Source organism: Cellulosimicrobium sp. AB352, assembly GCF_049538415.1.
Classification (GTDB): Bacteria; Actinomycetota; Actinomycetes; order Actinomycetales; family Cellulomonadaceae; genus Cellulosimicrobium; species Cellulosimicrobium funkei.
In genome coordinates this window covers 274415-292100 of record NZ_JBMVFX010000001.1, presented here as the reverse complement: position 1 = coordinate 292100, position 17686 = coordinate 274415, and the positions used below count along the sequence as shown (strand labels likewise).

Annotated in this window: 16 protein-coding genes; 3 read left to right on the top strand and 13 right to left on the bottom strand. The window is 75.4% G+C overall.

Going from position 1 to position 17686, the window contains the following annotated elements:
* Positions 1–17 precede the first annotated feature (17 nt).
* The gene (locus tag ACPCUX_RS01315) at positions 18–1874 is read left to right on the top strand and encodes an amidase family protein (protein ID WP_423388007.1); all 1857 of its coding nucleotides are present in this window, start codon (positions 18–20) and stop codon (positions 1872–1874) included.
* Between the two features lie 93 nt (positions 1875–1967).
* On the opposite strand, the gene ACPCUX_RS01310 is transcribed toward ACPCUX_RS01315, so the two are convergent.
* The 13 genes from ACPCUX_RS01310 to ACPCUX_RS01250 all read right to left on the bottom strand — a co-directional run bounded on the left by ACPCUX_RS01310 (position 1968) and on the right by ACPCUX_RS01250 (position 13867).
* Positions 1968–3035 (bottom strand): hypothetical protein, encoded by a 1068-nt coding sequence (locus ACPCUX_RS01310; RefSeq protein WP_423388006.1) that lies wholly within the window; start codon positions 3033–3035, stop codon positions 1968–1970.
* Entirely contained in the window at positions 3032–4567 is a 1536-nt protein-coding gene (gene der, locus ACPCUX_RS01305) for a ribosome biogenesis GTPase Der (protein WP_194522709.1), read from the bottom strand. The genes ACPCUX_RS01310 and der overlap by 4 nt, the downstream gene beginning before the upstream one ends.
* Positions 4568–4642: 75 nt before the next feature.
* On the bottom strand, positions 4643–5014 hold the full coding sequence (locus tag ACPCUX_RS01300) for an iron chaperone (protein ID WP_043656988.1): 372 nt from the start codon (positions 5012–5014) through the stop codon (positions 4643–4645).
* Between the two features lie 69 nt (positions 5015–5083).
* Positions 5084–6004, bottom strand: coding sequence for an EamA family transporter (locus ACPCUX_RS01295; protein ID WP_082774640.1), 921 nt, complete (start codon positions 6002–6004; stop codon positions 5084–5086).
* A gap of 14 nt (positions 6005–6018) precedes the next feature.
* Positions 6019–6717, bottom strand: coding sequence for a lysophospholipid acyltransferase family protein (locus ACPCUX_RS01290; RefSeq protein ID WP_194522710.1), 699 nt, complete (start codon positions 6715–6717; stop codon positions 6019–6021).
* Positions 6714–7478, bottom strand: coding sequence for a (d)CMP kinase (gene cmk, locus ACPCUX_RS01285; protein WP_423388005.1), 765 nt, complete (start codon positions 7476–7478; stop codon positions 6714–6716). The genes ACPCUX_RS01290 and cmk overlap by 4 nt, the downstream gene beginning before the upstream one ends.
* A complete protein-coding gene (gene aroH, locus ACPCUX_RS01280; RefSeq protein WP_043660429.1) occupies positions 7475–7837 on the bottom strand; it encodes a chorismate mutase in 363 nt (120 codons plus the stop codon). Before aroH ends, cmk begins: the two co-directional genes overlap by 4 nt.
* A gap of 78 nt (positions 7838–7915) precedes the next feature.
* Positions 7916–9037: a pseudouridine synthase gene (locus tag ACPCUX_RS01275; RefSeq protein WP_423388004.1), complete on the bottom strand. Its 1122-nt coding sequence runs from the start codon at positions 9035–9037 to the stop codon at positions 7916–7918.
* Positions 9034–9810 carry an SMC-Scp complex subunit ScpB gene (scpB, locus tag ACPCUX_RS01270; RefSeq protein ID WP_415296027.1) on the bottom strand — a complete coding sequence of 259 codons (777 nt, stop codon included), beginning with the start codon at positions 9808–9810 and terminating at the stop codon, positions 9034–9036. The genes ACPCUX_RS01275 and scpB overlap by 4 nt, the downstream gene beginning before the upstream one ends.
* Entirely contained in the window at positions 9807–10736 is a 930-nt protein-coding gene (locus ACPCUX_RS01265) for a segregation and condensation protein A (RefSeq protein ID WP_423388003.1), read from the bottom strand. The genes scpB and ACPCUX_RS01265 overlap by 4 nt, the downstream gene beginning before the upstream one ends.
* The gene (locus ACPCUX_RS01260) at positions 10720–11535 is read right to left on the bottom strand and encodes a ParA family protein (protein WP_051028084.1); all 816 of its coding nucleotides are present in this window, start codon (positions 11533–11535) and stop codon (positions 10720–10722) included. The genes ACPCUX_RS01265 and ACPCUX_RS01260 overlap by 17 nt, the downstream gene beginning before the upstream one ends.
* A 319-nt stretch (positions 11536–11854) precedes the next feature.
* Positions 11855–12808, bottom strand: coding sequence for a site-specific tyrosine recombinase XerD (gene xerD, locus ACPCUX_RS01255; protein WP_074806651.1), 954 nt, complete (start codon positions 12806–12808; stop codon positions 11855–11857).
* Positions 12809–12838: 30 nt separating this feature from the next.
* Positions 12839–13867, bottom strand: a complete 1029-nt coding sequence (locus ACPCUX_RS01250) for a heme o synthase (protein WP_415296031.1) — start codon at positions 13865–13867, stop codon at positions 12839–12841.
* Positions 13868–14220: 353 nt separating this feature from the next.
* On the opposite strand from ACPCUX_RS01250, the gene tkt reads away from it, so the two are divergent.
* On the top strand, positions 14221–16383 hold the full coding sequence (gene tkt, locus ACPCUX_RS01245) for a transketolase (RefSeq protein WP_415296033.1): 2163 nt from the start codon (positions 14221–14223) through the stop codon (positions 16381–16383).
* A gap of 121 nt (positions 16384–16504) precedes the next feature.
* Positions 16505–17644, top strand: a complete 1140-nt coding sequence (gene tal, locus ACPCUX_RS01240; RefSeq protein WP_423388002.1) for a transaldolase — start codon at positions 16505–16507, stop codon at positions 17642–17644.
* Positions 17645–17686: the final 42 nt, after the last annotated feature.

The following is a 17686-nucleotide window of genomic DNA, read 5'->3' as shown; positions in this document are numbered from 1 at the left end:
CCTCGAAGGAGCCGTCCGTGACCACCACCCACCGGCGCGCCGCCACCGGCGGGCTCGCCGCCCTGACGATCGGCGGCCTCGTCCTCGGCGTCACGACGGCGCCCGCCGCGACCGGTGCCCCCAGCGCCGAGCCCGCGCCGCTCCTCGCCCCCTACTGGACCGCGCTCGACCTCACGGGCGACCAGCAGGTCACGACGGACGACCTCGCGGTCGTCGCCGCGGCCCTCGGCGCGACGTCGGCGGACGCGGTGTGGGACGACGTCGCGCCCGCCGACACGGACGGGGACGGCACGATCACCGTGACCGACCTCGCCGCCGTCTCGCAGCGCATCGTGTACGACGACGGCCCGTTCGAGCTCGTCGAGGCGTCCGTGCTCGACATGCAGGCCGCGATGAACGCGGGCACCACGACGTCGGTCGCGATCACCCAGGAGTACCTCGACCGGATCGAGGCGTACGACACGACGCTCGTCGACACGGGCGCGGGCGGGCGACCGCTGCACTCGATCATCAGCACGAGCGACGTCGCGCTGGAGGCCGCCGCGCGCGCCGACGCGGTCCGCGCAGCGGACGGCATGACGAGCCTGCTGCTCGGCGTGCCCGTCGCGGTGAAGGACAACTACGACACGAAGGACATGCCCACCACGGGCGGCTGCGGCTGCTGGGACGACAACCGGACGACGACCGACGCGACGATGGTCGAGGGCCTGCGCGCCGACGGCGCGGTGATCCTCGCGAAGGCCAGCCTGGACGAGTTCGCGTTCGGGTTCGCGTCGGAGTTCTCCTCGTTCCAGGACGCGGGCACGAGCACGCTCGTCGCGAGCCCGTACGTCACGAGCCGCACGGCCGGCGGGTCCAGCGGCGGTACGGGGGCGGCCGTCGCGGCGAACCTCGCCGGGCTCGGCCTCGGCACGGACACGGGCGGGTCGATCCGCGTCCCGTCGTCGTACAACCAGCTCGTCGGCGTGCGCCCGACGGTCGGCCTCGCGAGCCGCGACGGCATCATCCCGCTCGCGCTGAGCCAGGACACGGGCGGGCCGATGGCGCGCACCGTCCTCGACGCGGCCGTCGCGCTCGACGCCGTCGCGGGGGTCGACGCCGCCGACCCGGTGACGTCGCGCCAGGAGGGCGAGGTCCCGGCGTCGTACACGCAGTACCTGGACGAGGGGGCGCTCGACGGCGCCCGCATCGGCTACGTGCCGTCCATGCTCGGCAGCAACGCGGCGACGCTCCGCCTGTGGGCGCAGACCCGCGCGACGCTCGAGTCGCTCGGCGCGACCGTCGTCGAGGTCACGCCGCCGACCACGTGGTCGCCGGTCCTGCCGAACGGCTTCGCGAGCGTCCTCTCCGAGGGGTCGGGCTCGACGAACGAGTTCAAGCACGACCTCGACGCGTACGTGGCGACCCACCTCGCCCCGCAGGTCGAGGCCCGCACGCTCCAGGGGATCGTCGACTCGGGCCGCTACGTGCCGTCCCGCCGCAGCACGTACGTCTCGCGCGACGCGGTCACCGAGGAGGCGTACCAGGCGTGGGCAGGCCCCGAGGGGTCGCACACCAAGGTGCTCGCCGAGGGCAAGGTGCTCGTCACCGCGATGCTCGACGACGCCGACCTCGACGCGCTCGTCTACCCGAGCGCCAACCCGTACGGGACGATCGGCACCAACCTGCGGCTCAGCCCGAACACCGGGCTGCCCGCCGTGACCGTCCCGGTCGGCCAGGCGGTCGCGACCGACGGCACCGTCACCGGTGGCGGCGTCAACCTCGAGCTGCTCGGCCGCGACTTCGACGAGGGCCCGCTGCTCGGCCTCGCGTACGCGCTCGAGCAGGCCACGCAGGCCCGCACCTCCCCGGCGCTGTACGGCCCGCTCGGCTGAGCGGCCCACCACCAGCGCCGACGGCGGCCGTCCCCTCCCGGGGGCGGCCGTCGTCGTCGGTCAGGAGAGGTCGCCCACCGCGGCGACGACGCCTCAGCGGCGCGGTGTCCGACGGCGCTCGTCGTCGCCACCGAGCGCGGCACCGAGCGCCGCGAGCACGAGCAGGTCCACCACGAGACCCGCGACGCCGACCCACTGCAGCGCGCGGAACACGAGGAGCTGGGTGAGCAGGAGCGAGACGAGCACGCCGCGCCGGACCCACACGGCGCCGGCCCGGCGGTCCTCGGGCCGCCCCCGGCGGGACACCACGACGCCCACGACGACGCACGCGACCGTCGCGGCGACGCCCGCGGCGATGCCGGCCCCGACCCAGGGGGGCACGTCGACGTCGCCGACCAGCACGCGCAGCCCCGCGAGCAGCGAGCCCAGCGCCGTCCCGAGCACGAGCACGACCACCACGACGGCGGCCCAGCGGCGCTGGAGCGTCTGCGCGAACCAGGCCGACGAGCGCCGCACGAGGGCGCGCACCGGGTCGGGCACGTCCACGTCGTCGCGTGGCACGGCCTCGACGAGCGCCGCGACCTCGTCGGCCGTCGGCTCGCCGCGGCCCAGCGCGACGAGCGCGCGGGCCTCCTCGCGCGCGTCGTCGGTGAACCCGCCGGCGACGCCCGCGACGGCGCGGTCGGTCGCGACGGCCAGGTACTCGGCCGGGTGGTGGCGCCGCCACCCGTGCAGCGCCTCGACGACGAGGACGAGCACGACGACCGTCGCGTAGATGAGCGCCGCCGTCGGCTCGTAGAAGTAGTCGTTGTCCGCGGTGACGAACTTGCCGATCTCGTCGACGAACAGCCCGAACCCGATCCCGCCCACGAACGCGCCGAGCGAGCGCAGGGCCGGGCCGACGAAGGAGAGCAGCAGCACGAGGGCGAGCGCCATGCCGAGCCCGCCCCACAGCACGTGCGCGACGTGCAGGTCTCCCCCGCCGACCTGCGGGTACCCCGACGCCGCGAGGAAGAACCGCGTCACGAGCACCGTCGCGACGGCGACCACGAGGAACGTCACGACGTGCCGCACGGCCGCGGTGTCCCGGGCCGCGCCCAGGCGCAGGGCGCGGCTCCGCCGGGAGGCCCCGGCGGAGGCGCGCCCCGTGCCCGTGCTCACCGCTTGCGCTTCTCCCGCACGCGGACGCTGATCTCGATGGGCGAGCCCTCGAACCCGAACGTCTCGCGCAGGCGGCGCTCGATGAAGCGGCGGTAGCCCGCCTCGAGGAACCCGGTCGCGAACACGACGAACCGCGGCGGGCGCGTGGAGGCCTGCGTCGCGAAGAGGATGCGGGGCTGCTTGCCGCCGCGCAGCGGGTGCGGGTGGGCGGCGACGAGCTCGCCGAGGAACGCGTTGAGGCGGCCCGTCGGGATGCGCGTGTCCCAGGAGTCGAGCGCGCGCTCCATCGCCGGGGCGAGGCGGTCGGTGTGCCAGCCGGTGCGGGCCGACACGTTGACGCGCGGCGCCCACTGCACCTGCACGAGGTCCTTCTCGATCTCGCGCTCGAGGTACGGGCGACGGTCGTCGTCCATGAGGTCCCACTTGTTGTACGCGATGACGAGCGCGCGGCCCGCGTCCACGACCTGGGAGATGACGCGCGTGTCCTGCTCGGTGAGCGGCACGGATGCGTCCACGAGCACGACGGCGAGCTCCGCCTTCTCGATCGCGGCCTGCGTGCGCAGCGACGCGTAGAAGTCGGCGCCCTTCGTCTGGTGCACGCGGCGCCGGATGCCGGCGGTGTCGACGAGGACGTACGGGACGTCCTTGATCGTCACGAGCTCGTCGACCGGGTCGCGCGTCGTGCCGGCGATCTCGTCGACGACGACGCGGTCGGCGCCCGCGAGCTTGTTCAGCAGCGAGGACTTGCCGACGTTCGGGCGCCCGACGAGCGCGACGCGACGCGGTCCGGTCGGCCGCACCTGGCCGTGCTCGGACTCCGTGGGCAGCGCCGCCATCGCGGCGTCGAGCAGGTCGCCCGTCCCGCGGCCGTGCAGCGCGGACACGGGGTGCGGCTCGCCGAGGCCCAGGCTCCACAGGTACGCGGCGTCCGCCTCGCCCGACTGCCCGTCGACCTTGTTGGCGCACAGCACGACGGGCTTGCCCGACTCGCGCAGGAGGCGCACGACGCGCTCGTCCGTCGCGGTCGCGCCGACGGTCGCGTCGACGACGAAGAGCACCGCGTCGGCGAGGGAGATCGCGACCTCGGCCTGCTCGGCGACCTTGGACTCGATGCCCGCGACGTCGACCTCCCAGCCGCCGGTGTCGACGAGCGTGAAGCGGCGCCCGGCCCAGTCGGCCGGGTAGCTCACGCGGTCGCGCGTGACGCCCGGCTTGTCCTCGACGACGGCCTCGCGGCGGCCGAGGATGCGGTTGACGAGCGTCGACTTGCCGACGTTCGGGCGCCCGACCACGGCGAGCACGGGCAGGGGCGCCTCGGGCGCCGCGCCGTCGAGCGCGTCCTCGTCGGCGTCGAGCAGCGCGAGGTCGGCGTCCTCGAGCTCGTAGTCGTCGAGTCCGGCGCGCAGCGCGCGCTCGCGCGCCTCGTCGTCCGCGGCGTCCGCGGGCGCCAGGGGCTCCTCGGCCTGACCGACGGCGTCGGTCCGTCCGGGCGTGCCGGGCTGGGCGGGGTCGGGTGTGGTCATGGGGTCCATTCTCCCAGGCCGCGGGCCAGGCTCCGAACCGGCCCGCGGGCGCGTCGTGCGGGTGCCCGTCCGGGGCGCCCGGTGTCAGCCCGCGGCACCGTCCCGGCGGGCGGCGAGCCGCGCGACGACGGCCCGCACGACGTCGTCGGGCACGGGCTCCGCCAGCGGGAACCGCAGCGTGCCCTTGCCGTCCTGGTAGCGCGCGATGCGGCGCGCGAGCGCGTCGTCGACCTCGGGCACGGGGTAGAGCGAGACGTGGTGGGCCCAGCCCGCGAGGTAGACGACGTACCGGCCGTCGCGGGTGAAGGTCGGGATGCCGTAGCTGATGCGCTCGCCCAGGCCGGGCACCGTGTCGTGCACCACGGCGCGCAGGTGCGCGACGACCTCGCGCGCGTCCGGCGCGAGCGTCGCGAGGTACTCGTCGACGGTCGTGGGCTTGCCGGGCGGCTCGGCCATGCGTGCTCCCTCCCCCGCGGGCGGCGCCTGCCCGGCCCTGCGACGGGGCGTCGGCGCCTGAGCGCGAACCTACCGCGCGGCGGGCGTGCCCGCGAGGCGCACGAGCACGACCCCGGCGACGACGAGCACGCCGCCCGCGGCCTGCACGAGGCTCGGCACCTCGCCGAGCAGGAGCCACGCGATGGCGACGGCGAACAGCACCTCGGACAGCCCGACGAACGACGCGAGGCGCTCGCCCATGCGCACGGTCGCGGCGACGCCGGACACGTACGCGAAGGCCGTCGCGACGAGCACGACGACCGCGAGCGGGACGTACCAGGGCGCGGGCGAGCCGAGGAGCGTGACGTCGACGAGCGGGGCGGCGAAGGGCAGCACGCCCGCGAGCGCCGCCGCGCCGAGCGCGAGCGCCCCGACGCCGAGCCCGCTCGCGGCGAGCGCGACGGGCGGCAGGCGCGTCGGGCGCGCGGACAGCACGAAGTAGGCGCCCAGCCCCACCGCCGCGCCGAGCGCGAGGAGGACGCCGAGGAGGTCGGGGCGGGCGCCGCCCGGGTCGACGACGAGCACGAGCCCGAGGACCGCGACGGCGCAGCCCGCGAGCGTGAGCCGGGGCGGCACGTGGCGCGTGCGGGCCCAGGCGAGGCCGACGAGGAGCACGGGCGCGAGGTACTCGACGAGCAGCGCGATGCCGACGGGCATGCGCGCGACGGCCGCGAAGTAGCACAGCTGGGTCGCCGCGACGGCGACGAGGCCGAACCCGAGGACGAGCCGCCACTCCTCGCGCAGGAGGCGGTGGCTGCCCCGCAGGGCGACGGCCGCGACCGGGGCGAGGACGAGCGCCGAGCACAGGGCGCGCGCGAGGACGGCGGCGCCGGGCGTCCAGCCCGCCTCGAGGAGCGGCTTGACGAACGGGCCGCTCGCGCCGAACGCGAGGGCGGACGCGAGCCCGACGAGCAGACCCGTGCCCGGGCGGTCGCCCACGACGTGCGCCACCGGGCGGTCCGCCCTCACGGCGTCGGCCGGTCCCCGCGCGGGTCGTCCAGCGGCAGCGCCACGCCGGTCAGCGCGACGGTGTCGGCGACCAGCTCGGCGAGCGCGGTGCGGATGCGCTCGTTCGCGTCCTCGAGCGCCTGCTTGCCGCTCACCCCGGGCGCGCGCTCGACGGTGAGCGGCTCCCCGAAGCGGACGACGAGCCGACGGCGCAGCCCGGGGATCCGGTTGACGCCCTCGCCCGCGCGGCGCGTGCCGAGCACGGCGACGGGCACCACCTGCGCGTGGCCGTTGAGCGCGAGCCACGCGGCCCCGGCACGCGCGGAGGTGGCGTCGCCGCGCCCGCGGGCGCCCTCGGGGAAGACGCCGACCGCGCCACCGCGCCGCAGCACGCCGAGCCCGGCCGCGAGCGCGGGGCGCCCGCCGGTGCGGTCCACGGGGATCTGCCCGGCGGCGCGCAGCACCCAGCCGACCGGCCCGGTGAACATCTCCTCCTTGACGAGGACGTGCAGCGGGCGCGGCGCGACCCCGAGGACGAGCGGCCCGTCGACGACGCCGGTGTGGTTCGCGGCGAGCACGACGGGGCCGTCGGCCGGGACGTGCTCCGCGCCGACGACCTCGGTCGCCCACACGACGCGCGCGAGGAAGCGACCCACCCAGCGCGACCACGCCGGCCCGGCGGGCGACGGGACGCCGTCTCCCGTGCCGCGGCTCACGAGCCCTGGCGCGGGCCGACCACCCGCCCGGTGACCTGCTCGACCACGGAGAGCACCGCGTCGATCGTCTGCTCCAGGTCGAGGTCCGACGAGTCGACGGTCACGACGCCGTCGGCCGCGACCTGGAACTGCGAGACCGTCGCGTCGTCGCGGTCGCGCCGCAGCACCTGGTCCTTCGTCGCCTCGACGGCGGCCGCGTCGGCCGTCCCGTGCACGTCGAGCGAGCGGCGCGCGAGGCGGGCCTCCTCGCTCGCGGTGAGGAGCACGCGTACGTCGGCGTCGGGGGCGACGACCGTCGTGATGTCCCGGCCCTCCGCCACGACACCGCGACCGCCGGCGAAGCCCGCGGGCGTGCGCTCGGCCTCGATGACCCCGCGCTGGAGACGCCGCAGCTCCGCACGCACCGCGAGGTTGGTCGCGACGGCGCTCACGGCCGTCGAGATATCGGTCGAGCGGATCGCCTCGCCGACATCGGTCCCGTCCACGTGGACGGTCGGACCGGACGGGTCGAGGCCCATGACGAGCGGCATGACGCGCACGGCGTGCGCGACGGCGTCCTGGTCGGCGAGGTCCTCTCCGCGGTGCAGGCACCACCAGGTGGCGGCGCGGTACATCGCGCCCGTGTCGAGGTAGGCGAGGCCGAGGCGGCGCGCGACGCCCTTCGACACGCTCGACTTGCCCGAACCCGACGGCCCGTCGATCGCGACCGTCAGCGCGCCGTCGGCGCGACCCTCCCCCGCGCCCGACGTCCCCGCGCTCACTGGGCGAGGTCCTTGCGCAGCGCCGTCGCCCCGTGCAGGTAGACGTGCTGGACCGCCGCGCGGTCGACGTCGAGCTCCGCGTGCGCCATGAGGCGCACCACGCGCGGCAGCGCGCCGGGCACCGCGATCTCCGTCGCGCACATGAGCGGCACGTCGCCGAGGCCCATCTCGCGCGCCGCGGCGGCCGGGAAGTCGGCCACCAGGTCGGGGGTGCACGTGAAGAGGATCGAGATGAGCGCGCCGGTGTCGACGGCGTTCGCGTCGAGCACCTCCTGGACGAGCTCGCGCGTGCGCGCGAACAGGTGCTCGCGCTCGTCGGCGTCGAGCTGGGTCGCGCCCCGGATCGCCCGGACCGGCATGGATGGTGCTCCTTCGTGCGGGACGGCCCGCCTCGCGGCGGTCCGTCGGGGTGGTGGTGCGGGACGCGCGGGCCGGGCCTAGAGCCCGACGCCCGCCATGAGCGTGCCGAGCTCGGTGCGCCCGAGGACACGCGTCGTGCCGGGGCGCAGGTTGCCGAGCGCGATCGGCCCGATGCGCGTGCGCACGAGGCGCGTCACGGGGTAGCCGACCTCCTCGAACATGCGCCGCACGACCCGGTTGCGGCCCGAGTGGAGCACGACCTCGATCATCGTCTGGTCCGCGACCTGGTCGACGACGCGGTACGCGTCCGCCTGCACGACCCCGTCCTCGAGCTCGATCCCGTGCAGGAACTTGTTCGCGACGTTGCCCGCGACCTTGCCGCGCACCGTGACGAGGTAGGTCTTGGCGACCTCGTGCGAGGGGTGCGCGAGGTGGTTCGCGAGCTCGCCGTCGTTCGTGAGCAGCAGCAGGCCCTCGCTGTCCGCGTCGAGGCGGCCCACGTGGAACAGGCGCTCGGGCCGGTCGGCGACGAGCTCGGCGATGGACGGGCGACCGTCCGGGTCGTGCATGGTCGACACGACGCCGCGCGGCTTGTTGAGGGCGAGCGTCACGCGCGAGGAGTCGAGCTGCAGGCGCATCCCGTCCACGTGCACGACGGCGCGCGCCGGGTCGACCCGCACGCCCAGCTCGGTGACCCGCACGCCGTCCACCTCGACGCGGCCCTGCGCGATGAGGTCCTCGCACGCGCGGCGCGACCCGAGCCCGGCCGACGCGAGCACCTTCTGCAGGCGCACGCCGTCCTCGACGTGGACGTCGCGCTGGGGCTCGCTGGGCTTCCCGCGCACGGGACGGCGCGGCCGGGCCGCCGCCTGACCGGCGCGGGGTGCCGACGTGCCGCGACCCGCGGCAGAGCGACCCCGACCGGCGGCTGCGCCGCGGCCCGCGCCGGTCGCCCGACCGGTGCCCTGGCCACGACCGGCGCCCTGCTCCCGCCCGTCGCCCGCGCCGCGGCCCGCGGACGAGCCCTGCGCGGACGAGCCACCGCGCCGGGCCGCGCCGCCCGCGCGTGCGCCGTCGCCGCCCCGCGGGCCGCCACGACGCGCGTCGCCGTTCCCGCCGCGGCGTGCGTCGCCCGCCCCGTCGCGGGGCGTGCGCCCGCGCCCTCCGTCGCCGGAGCGGCGTCCGTCCTTCGAGCTCATGCGTGTCCTTCGTCCGTCGGTCCGTGCGTGACGTCGTGCGTCACGCCGGGTGTCGTGGCGGTCGGCGCCGGTGCGCCGTCCGCGTCGTCAGCCGCGACGTCGGGAGCGTCCGGCGGCGCCGCGACGCCCGTCGGCCGCGCGGGAGCGCGCAGGTCGGCGAGCCCGTCGAGGCCCTCGAGGTCGTCCATGTCCGGCAGGTGCGGCGCGAGCGGGGGGAGCTCGTCGAGCGACGTGAAACCCATGCGCTCGAGGAAGTACCCCGTGGTGCCGAAGAGGCCGGCGCCGGTGTGCGGGTCCTGGCCGACCTCGGCCACGAGCCCGCGCGCCACGAGCGTGCGCACCACGCCGTCCACGTTGACCCCTCGCACCGCCGACACCTGGCCGCGGCTGACCGGTTGACGGTACGCGATCACGGCCAGAGTCTCCAACGCCGCCTGCGTGAGCCGGGCCGTCTGGCCGCCCTGCACGAACCTCCCCACGACCTCGGCGTGCGCGGGCGCGGAGTACACGCGCCACCCGCCGCCCGCCGCGCGCAGCTCGAACCCGCGGGGCCGACCGCCGTCGTCGCCGCGGTACTCGGCCGCGAGCTCGTGCAGCGCGTCCAGCACCTCGTCGACCGGGACCGCGAGCGCCGCCGCGAGCTCGACCGGCGGGATCGGCTCGTCCGCGACCATGAGCACGGCCTCGAGCGCGGACGGCAGACCGCCCGGGAGGTCGTGCACGGCGGGCGGGCGGGCGTCGTCCGGGGCCGGGCCGTCGTGGGGCTGCGTCACGCGGGGACCTCCTGGTCGGTGTCGGCGAGGATGGCCGCCGGGTCGGGCTCGTCGCCCTCGTCGAACTCGCTGCCGACGTCGGCGAGCGGCGGCTCGGCCGCGTCGTCGTCGCCCGACCACCGCACGGTGAGCTCGCCGAGCGGCGTCACCTGGTCGAACGCGACGAGCGCCTGGCGGAACAGCTCGAGCAGCGCGAGGAACCGCGCGACGACCACGGCGGTCTCCCCCGCGTCCGCGACGAGGGCGCGGAACGTCGTCGTGCCGTGGCTGCGCACGCGGTCGACGACGATCCCCGCCTGCTCGCGCACGCTCACGGCGGGGGCGTGCAGGTGGTCGAGCGAGACGCCGGGCGGCGGCGCCTTGGGGGCGAGCGCGCGGGCCGCGAGCACGGCGAGCTGGTCCGGCCCCATGGTCCACACGAGCTCGGGCAGCAGCGCGGCGAGGTGCGGCTCGAGCTGCACGACGCGCGGGAACCGGCGCCCGGCGCTCTCGAACCGCTCGGCGAGCAGGCCCGACACGTCCTTGTACGCGCGGTACTGCAGCAGCCGCGCGAAGAGCAGGTCCCGGGCCTCCAGGAGCGCCAGGTCCTCGTCGTCCTCGACGCTGCCCGTCGGCAGCAGCCGGGCCGCCTTGAGGTCGAGCAGCGTCGCGGCGACGACGAGGAACTCGCTCGCGGTGCCGAGGTCCCAGCCGGGGTGGTCCTCCCCCCCGGCCCGCGCGACGGCGGCGGCGCGCTCGGCCGCGCGGATGTACGCGATGAAGTCGTCCGTCACGCGCGCGAGCGCGACCTCGGTGATGTCGAGCTTGTGCTTCGTGATGAGCGACAGCAGCAGGTCGAAGGGCCCGCTGAAGTTGTCGAGCCGGACCTCGAACCCGGCCCGCGCGGGCGGCTCCGTCGGTGGTGGCGGCTCAGGCGGCGTCGCCACGGGCGACCAGCTCCCGGGCGAGCTGCCGGTACGCGACGGCGCCCGGGTGGTTCGGCGCGTACACGGTGATGGGCTCGGCCGCGACGGACGCGTCCGGGAACTTCACCGTGCGCCCGATCACGGTGTGGAGCAGCTTGTCGCCGAACGCCTCGTGCACGCGCGCGACGACCTCGCGCGAGTGCAGCGTCCGCGAGTCGAACATCGTGGCGAGGATGCCGTCGACGTCGAGGCGCGGGTTGAGCCGGTCACGCACCTTCTCGATCGTCTCGACGAGCAGCGCGACGCCGCGCAGCGCGAAGAACTCGCACTCGAGCGGGATGAGCACGCCGTGCGCGGCGGTGAGCGCGTTCACGGTGAGCAGGCCGAGCGAGGGCTGGCAGTCGACGAGGATCACGTCGTAGTCGTCCACGACCGGGCGCAGGACGCGCGACAGGACGGACTCGCGCGCGACCTCGCCCACGAGCTGCACCTCGGCGGCCGAGAGGTCGATGTTCGCGGGCAGCAGGTCGAGGTTCTCGACGTCGGTGCTCACGAGCACGTCGTGGATGTCCGCGCCGCGCTCCATGAGCAGGTTGTAGACCGTGCGGTCGAGCTCGTGCGGGTTGACGCCGAGGCCGACGGACGCGGCGCCCTGCGGGTCGAAGTCGACGAGCAGGACCTTGCGCCCGTACTCGGCGAGCGCGGCGCCCAGGTTGATGGTCGTCGTCGTCTTGCCGACGCCGCCCTTCTGGTTGCACATGGCGATGATGCGGCCCGGGCCGTGCGCGGCGAGCGAGGCCGGGACGGGGAACTCCGGCAGGGTGCGGCCGACGACGTCGACGCGCGGCTCGGCGGCCGCGGCACGGTCCGCGGGCTGCTCGACGGGGAGGCCGGCGGGAGGCGCCGCGTCCCCCTCGGCGGACGTCTGCGGGACGACCGGACGGACGGCGTCGCCGTGCGAGCCGTGCGCGCCGCGCGTCTCGGGCTGGGTCTCGGCCTGGCTGCTCACGTCCGCCACGGTATCGCAGGACCTCGCCCGGGCCGGTGCGTACGCGCCCGCGCGCCGCGTTCCGGGACGACGTGGCGCGGCGGTACTGGCGGCGGTGCTGGGGGCGCTATGGCCCCGTCGCGGCGCGGGATCAGCCCAGCGCGCGGGGGTGCGCGGCCGCGTAGACCTCGCGCAGCGTGTCGGGCGTCACGAGCGTGTAGATCTGGGTCGTGGTGACCGACGCGTGGCCCAGCAGCTCCTGCACGACGCGCACGTCCGCGCCGCCGGCGAGCAGGTGGGTCGCGAACGAGTGCCGCAGCGTGTGCGGCGAGATGCGTTCGGGGTGCTCGATCCCGGCGCGCTCGGCCGCGGTGCGCAGCACGGCCCACGCGCTCTGCCGGGACAGGCGCGCGCCGCGCGTGTTGAGGAACACCGCGGGCGTCCCCCGCCCGTTCGCGGCGAGCGCGGCGCGCCCGCGCACGAGGTAGGCGTCGAGGGCGCGGCGCGCGAACGACCCGACGGGCACCACGCGTTCCTTGCCGCCCTTGCCCAGGAGGCGCACGGCGCCGCTGTCGAGGTCCAGGTCGTCGACGTCGAGGCTCACCGCCTCGGTGATGCGCGCACCGGTCGAGTACACGAGCTCCAGGAGCGCGCGGTCGCGCAGGGGGCCGGGCCCGTCCCCGGCGCCGGACGCCTCGAGGATGCGTGCGACCTCGTCGGTCGAGATGGCCTTCGGCAGCCGCCTGCCCTGGGCGGGCGGGCGGACGTCGGCCGACGCGTCGGCATCGGCCAGGCCCTCGGCCGCGCAGAAGCGGTGCCAGCCGCGCACGGCCGCCACCGACCGGGCGGTCGACGACGGCGACAGGGGCGCGCCGCCGTCGGCCCCGGTGCGCAGCGCGGTGACGTAGTCGGCGACGTCGTCCGCCTCGACGTCGCGCACGGCGTGGTTCCCGCGCGACGCGAGGAACGCGACGTAGCGCGCGAGGTCGCGGCGGTAGGCCGCGACCGTGTTGGCGGACAGCCCGCGCTCGACGGCGAGGTGCGCCAGGTACTCGCGCGCGGCGCGGTCCAGCGCCTCGGGCACGTGGGCCTCGCCGGGGCTCATGGCGTCACTGCCCTGCCGGGACGGCCGGGCTCACAGCGGGAGGAAGACGTCGACCGCCACCGCGACGAAGAGCAGGGTCAGGTACGTGATGGACGCGTGGAAGACCTTCATCTCCCCCACCTTGCCGCCCTTGCCGTCGGCCTTGTCGCGCGCCCGGCGCAGCATCGTCACGCACGACGTCAGGAACCAGGCGCCGAGGGCCGTGGCCACGACGCCGTAGACCCAGGTCATGCTGGCGAGCGGCCACAGCGCGAGGGACGAGGCGACCATCGCGACGCCGTAGAGGATCATCTCGCGCGCGACCCTGCTGTCGTCCGCGACGACGGGGAGCATCGGGACGCCCGCGTTCGCGTAGTCCCGCTTGAACTTCATCGACAGCGGCCAGTAGTGCGGCGGGGTCCAGAAGAAGATGACGAGGAACAGCGCGAGCGCCGCCCAGCTCAGCGAGCCCGTGACCGCCGACCAGCCGATGAGCACCGGCATGCAGCCCGCGATGCCGCCCCACACGATGTTCTGCGGAGTACGGCGCTTGAGGATCATCGTGTAGCCGACGACGTAGATCGCGATCGCCCCGAACGTCAGCCACGCGGACACGACGTTGACCAGCAGCGCGAACCAGACCAGCGACACCACGCCGAGGACGGTCGCGAACACGAGCGCCGCGCGCGGGGTGATCTCGCCCGTGACGAGCGGGCGCCGTTTGGTGCGGTTCATGACCTCGTCGATGTCGCGGTCGAGGTAGCAGTTGTAGACGTTCGCGGAGGCCGCGGCGAGCGTGCCGCCGACGAGCGTCGCCAGGATCAGCCCGATGCCCGGCAGCCCGCCCTGCGCCAGGATCATCGTCGGGACCGTCGTGACGAGGAGGAGCTCGATGATGCGCGGCTTGGTGAGGGCGACGTAGGCGCCGACCCGCTCGCGCAGCGCGCGGGTCGCGCCGGCGACCTCGGCCGTCGGGGCGACGGAGGTCGCGGGGGCCGTCGGAGAGGACGGCTGCTGGGTCGACGCGGCGCTCGACGGGCTTCCGGTCCCGTCGATCGGTGCCTGGCTCGTGGTGTGCACGCGCTTCGGTGTTCCGTTCTGAGGTGGGGGGCGAGCTGGGACGGACCGCCGGTCGTCCTCGCTCATCGTACGTCCCCGCCTGCGCGGGGGCCGACCGGACGGGCCGGGCGATTGTGTGACATCCGACCGAAATCCAGCACGTGGGCACCGCCCGGCCGGGAACGGCGCACGCGTATAGGCTGGTGCCCGCGACCGTCCCGCGTCGGACCGCCCGCCACGGACGTGGCCTCCGGGCCGCGCGACGGGCACCGGGCCGCCCCGCCCCCTGAGGCGCGAGGCCGGGAAATGTTCAACGGTTGCTTCGAGTTGTCGCGAGGATCCGGGGCGCGCGCTCCGGACGGGAATGAGGTTCGGTGAACGCGTTGTCCCCTGCTCACACGCCCCTGGACTGGACGGACCTGGACGACCGGGCCGTCAAGACGATCAAGGCGCTCGCCGCCGACGCCGTGGAGAAGGTGGGCAACGGCCACCCGGGCACCGCGATCTCGCTGGCCCCCGCCGCGTACCTGCTGTTCCAGAAGGTCATGCGCCACGACCCGTCCGACGACCACTGGGTGGGTCGTGACCGGTTCGTGCTCTCCGCGGGCCACTCGTCGCTGACGATCTACCTCCAGCTCTTCCTCGCCGGGTACGGCCTGGAGATGGAGGACATCGAGGCGCTGCGCACGTGGGGCTCCAAGACCCCCGGCCACCCCGAGTACAAGCACACCCGCGGCGTCGAGATCACGACCGGCCCGCTCGGCCAGGGCCTCGCGTCGTCGGTCGGCATGGCGTTCGCGGCGCGCCGCGAGCGCGGCCTGCTCGACCCGTCCACCACGCCGGGCGAGTCGCCGTTCGACCACCACGTCTACGTCATCGCCTCCGACGGCGACCTGCAGGAGGGCGTGACGAGCGAGGCCTCCTCGCTCGCGGGCCACCAGCAGCTCGGCAACCTCGTCGTGATCTGGGACGACAACAAGATCTCGATCGAGGACGACACGGACATCGCGTTCACCGAGGACGTCCTCGCGCGCTACGCCGCGTACGGCTGGCACACCCAGCGCGTCGACTGGACCAACGGCGGCACGGGCTACGCGGAGGACGTCGACGCGCTGCACGCCGCGATCGAGGCCGCCAAGGCCGAGACGGGCAAGCCGTCGATCATCGCGCTGCGCACGATCATCGGGTACCCGTCGCCCACGAAGCAGAACACCGGCGGCATCCACGGCTCCGCCATGGGCGCCGACGAGATCAAGGGCCTCAAGGTCGAGCTCGGCCTCGACCCCGAGGCGAGCTTCGCGATCGACGACGAGGTGCTCGCGTACACGCGCGCCGTCGGCGAGCGCCAGGCCGACGCCCGCGCCGCCTGGGACCGGGCGTTCGAGGCGTGGAAGACCGCCAACCCGTCCGGCGCCGAGCTGCTCGACCGCCTCTCGCGCCGCGAGCTCCCGGCCGGCTGGGAGGACGCGCTGCCCACGTTCGAGGCGGGCAAGGCCGTCGCGACGCGCTCCGCGTCCGGCAAGGTCCTCACCGCGCTCAAGGACGTGCTGCCCGAGCTCTGGGGCGGCTCCGCCGACCTCGCGGGCTCGAACAACACGACGATGGACGGCGAGCCGTCGTTCGTGCCGGCCGAGCACGCGACGAAGAAGTTCCCGGGCCACGAGTACGGCCGCACGCTGCACTTCGGCATCCGCGAGCACGCCATGGGCGCGATCCTCAACGGCATCGTCCTGCACGGCGGGACGCGCGCCTACGGCGGCACGTTCCTCCAGTTCAGCGACTACATGCGTCCCGCCGTCCGGCTGGCCGCCCTCATGGAGATCCCGACGACGTTCGTGTGGACGCACGACTCGATCGGCCTCGGCGAGGACGGCCCGACGCACCAGCCCGTCGAGCACCTCGCGGCGCTGCGCGCGATCCCGGGCCTCGACGTCGTGCGCCCGGCCGACGCGAACGAGACCGCGTGGGCCTGGCGCACCGTGCTCGAGAACACCGAGCGCCCGGCGGGCCTCATCCTCACGCGCCAGAACGTGCCGACGTTCCCGCGCGGGACCGACGGCTACGCCGACGCGTCCGGCACGGCGCGCGGCGGCTACGTGCTGCTCGACACCGAGGGCACGCCGGACGTCATCCTCATCGGCACCGGCTCCGAGGTGCAGCTCGCCGTCGAGGCGCGCGAGATCCTCGCGGCCGAGGGCGTGCAGGCGCGCGTCGTGTCGCTGCCGAGCCGCGAGTGGTTCGACGGCCAGGACGACGCCTACCGCGAGTCGGTCCTGCCGCCCGCCGTCCGCGCGCGCGTCTCGGTCGAGGCGGGCGTCGCGCAGGGCTGGCGCGAGCTCGTCGGCGACGCCGGCCGCTCCGTGAGCCTCGAGCACTACGGCGCGTCCGCGGACTACCAGGTGCTGTACCGCGAGTTCGGCATCACGTCCGAGGCCGTCGCGACGGCGGCGCGCGAGTCGATCGCCGCGGCGCGCGGCGGCGACGCCCCGGGCGCCGAGCCCACTCCCTCGGAGGGCGGCACTGGCGACCTGCGCTGACCCTTCGTAGATTCCGAGGTGGGGCCGTGCACGCGGCCCCACCTCGGGACACCCCGGACGACCGCCACGAGCGGCGACCCGGGCGCACGTCCGCAGCGAGAGCACCACGAGAGGAAGTCCGATGACGCAGCCCACCACCGTCCCCGGCCCCATCGAGCAGCTCACGGGAGCGGGCGTGTCGATCTGGCTCGACGACCTCTCCCGAGAACGGCTGCGCACCGGCAACCTCGCCGAGCTGGTGGCGACGCGCGGCGTCGTCGGCGTGACCACGAACCCCACGATCTTCGCGTCGGCGCTCGCGAAGGGCGACGCCTACGACGCCCAGCTCGCCGACCTCGCGGCCGCGGGCACCGACGACGCGGCCGTGGAGGCCGCCGTCGAGCGCATCACGACCGACGACGTGCGCGCCGCCGCCGACCTACTGCGCCCCGTCTACGACGCCACCGACGGCGTCGACGGGCGCGTCTCGATCGAGGTCGACCCGCGCCTCGCCCACGACGCCGACGCGACGGTCGTCACGGCGGAGCGCCTGTGGCGCACGATCGACCGCCCGAACGTCTACATCAAGATCCCGGCGACGGTCGCGGGCCTCGACGCGATCACGCGCACGCTCGCGCAGGGCATCAGCGTCAACGTGACCCTCATCTTCTCCCTCGCGCGCTACCGCGCGGTCATGGAGGCGTTCGCGATCGGGCTGGAGCAGGCGCGCGCCGACGGCGTCGACCTTGCGCCCGTGGGCTCCGTCGCCTCGTTCTTCGTCTCGCGCGTCGACACCGCGGTGGACGCCGCGCTCGAGAAGGTCGGGACGCCCGAGGCGCTCGACCTGCGCGGGCAGACCGCCGTCGCGAACGCGCGCCTCGCGTTCGAGGCCTACGAGGAGTTCCGCCAGACGGACCGCTGGCGCTCGCTCGTCGCGTCCGGCGCGCAGCCCCAGCGTCCCCTGTGGGCCTCGACGGGCGTGAAGAACCCCGAGTACCGCGACACGATGTACGTCGACGAGCTCGTCACGGACGGCGTCGTGAACACCATGCCCGAGGCGACGCTCCAGGCGTTCGCGGACCACGGCGTCGTGACGGGCGACACGGTCACCGGCACGGCGACCGCGTCGCGGCGCACGATCGAGACCGTCGAGTCGTTCGGCGTCTCCCTCGTCGAGGTCACCGACCAGCTCGAGGCCGAGGGCGTGCGCAAGTTCGAGGACAGCTGGACCGAGCTGCTCGCCACGACGCGCGACAACCTGCGCCGCCTCGCCTCCTCCTGACCCCGGCGCGCGGCCGGCGTCCCGGCCGCGCGTCCGACCTGC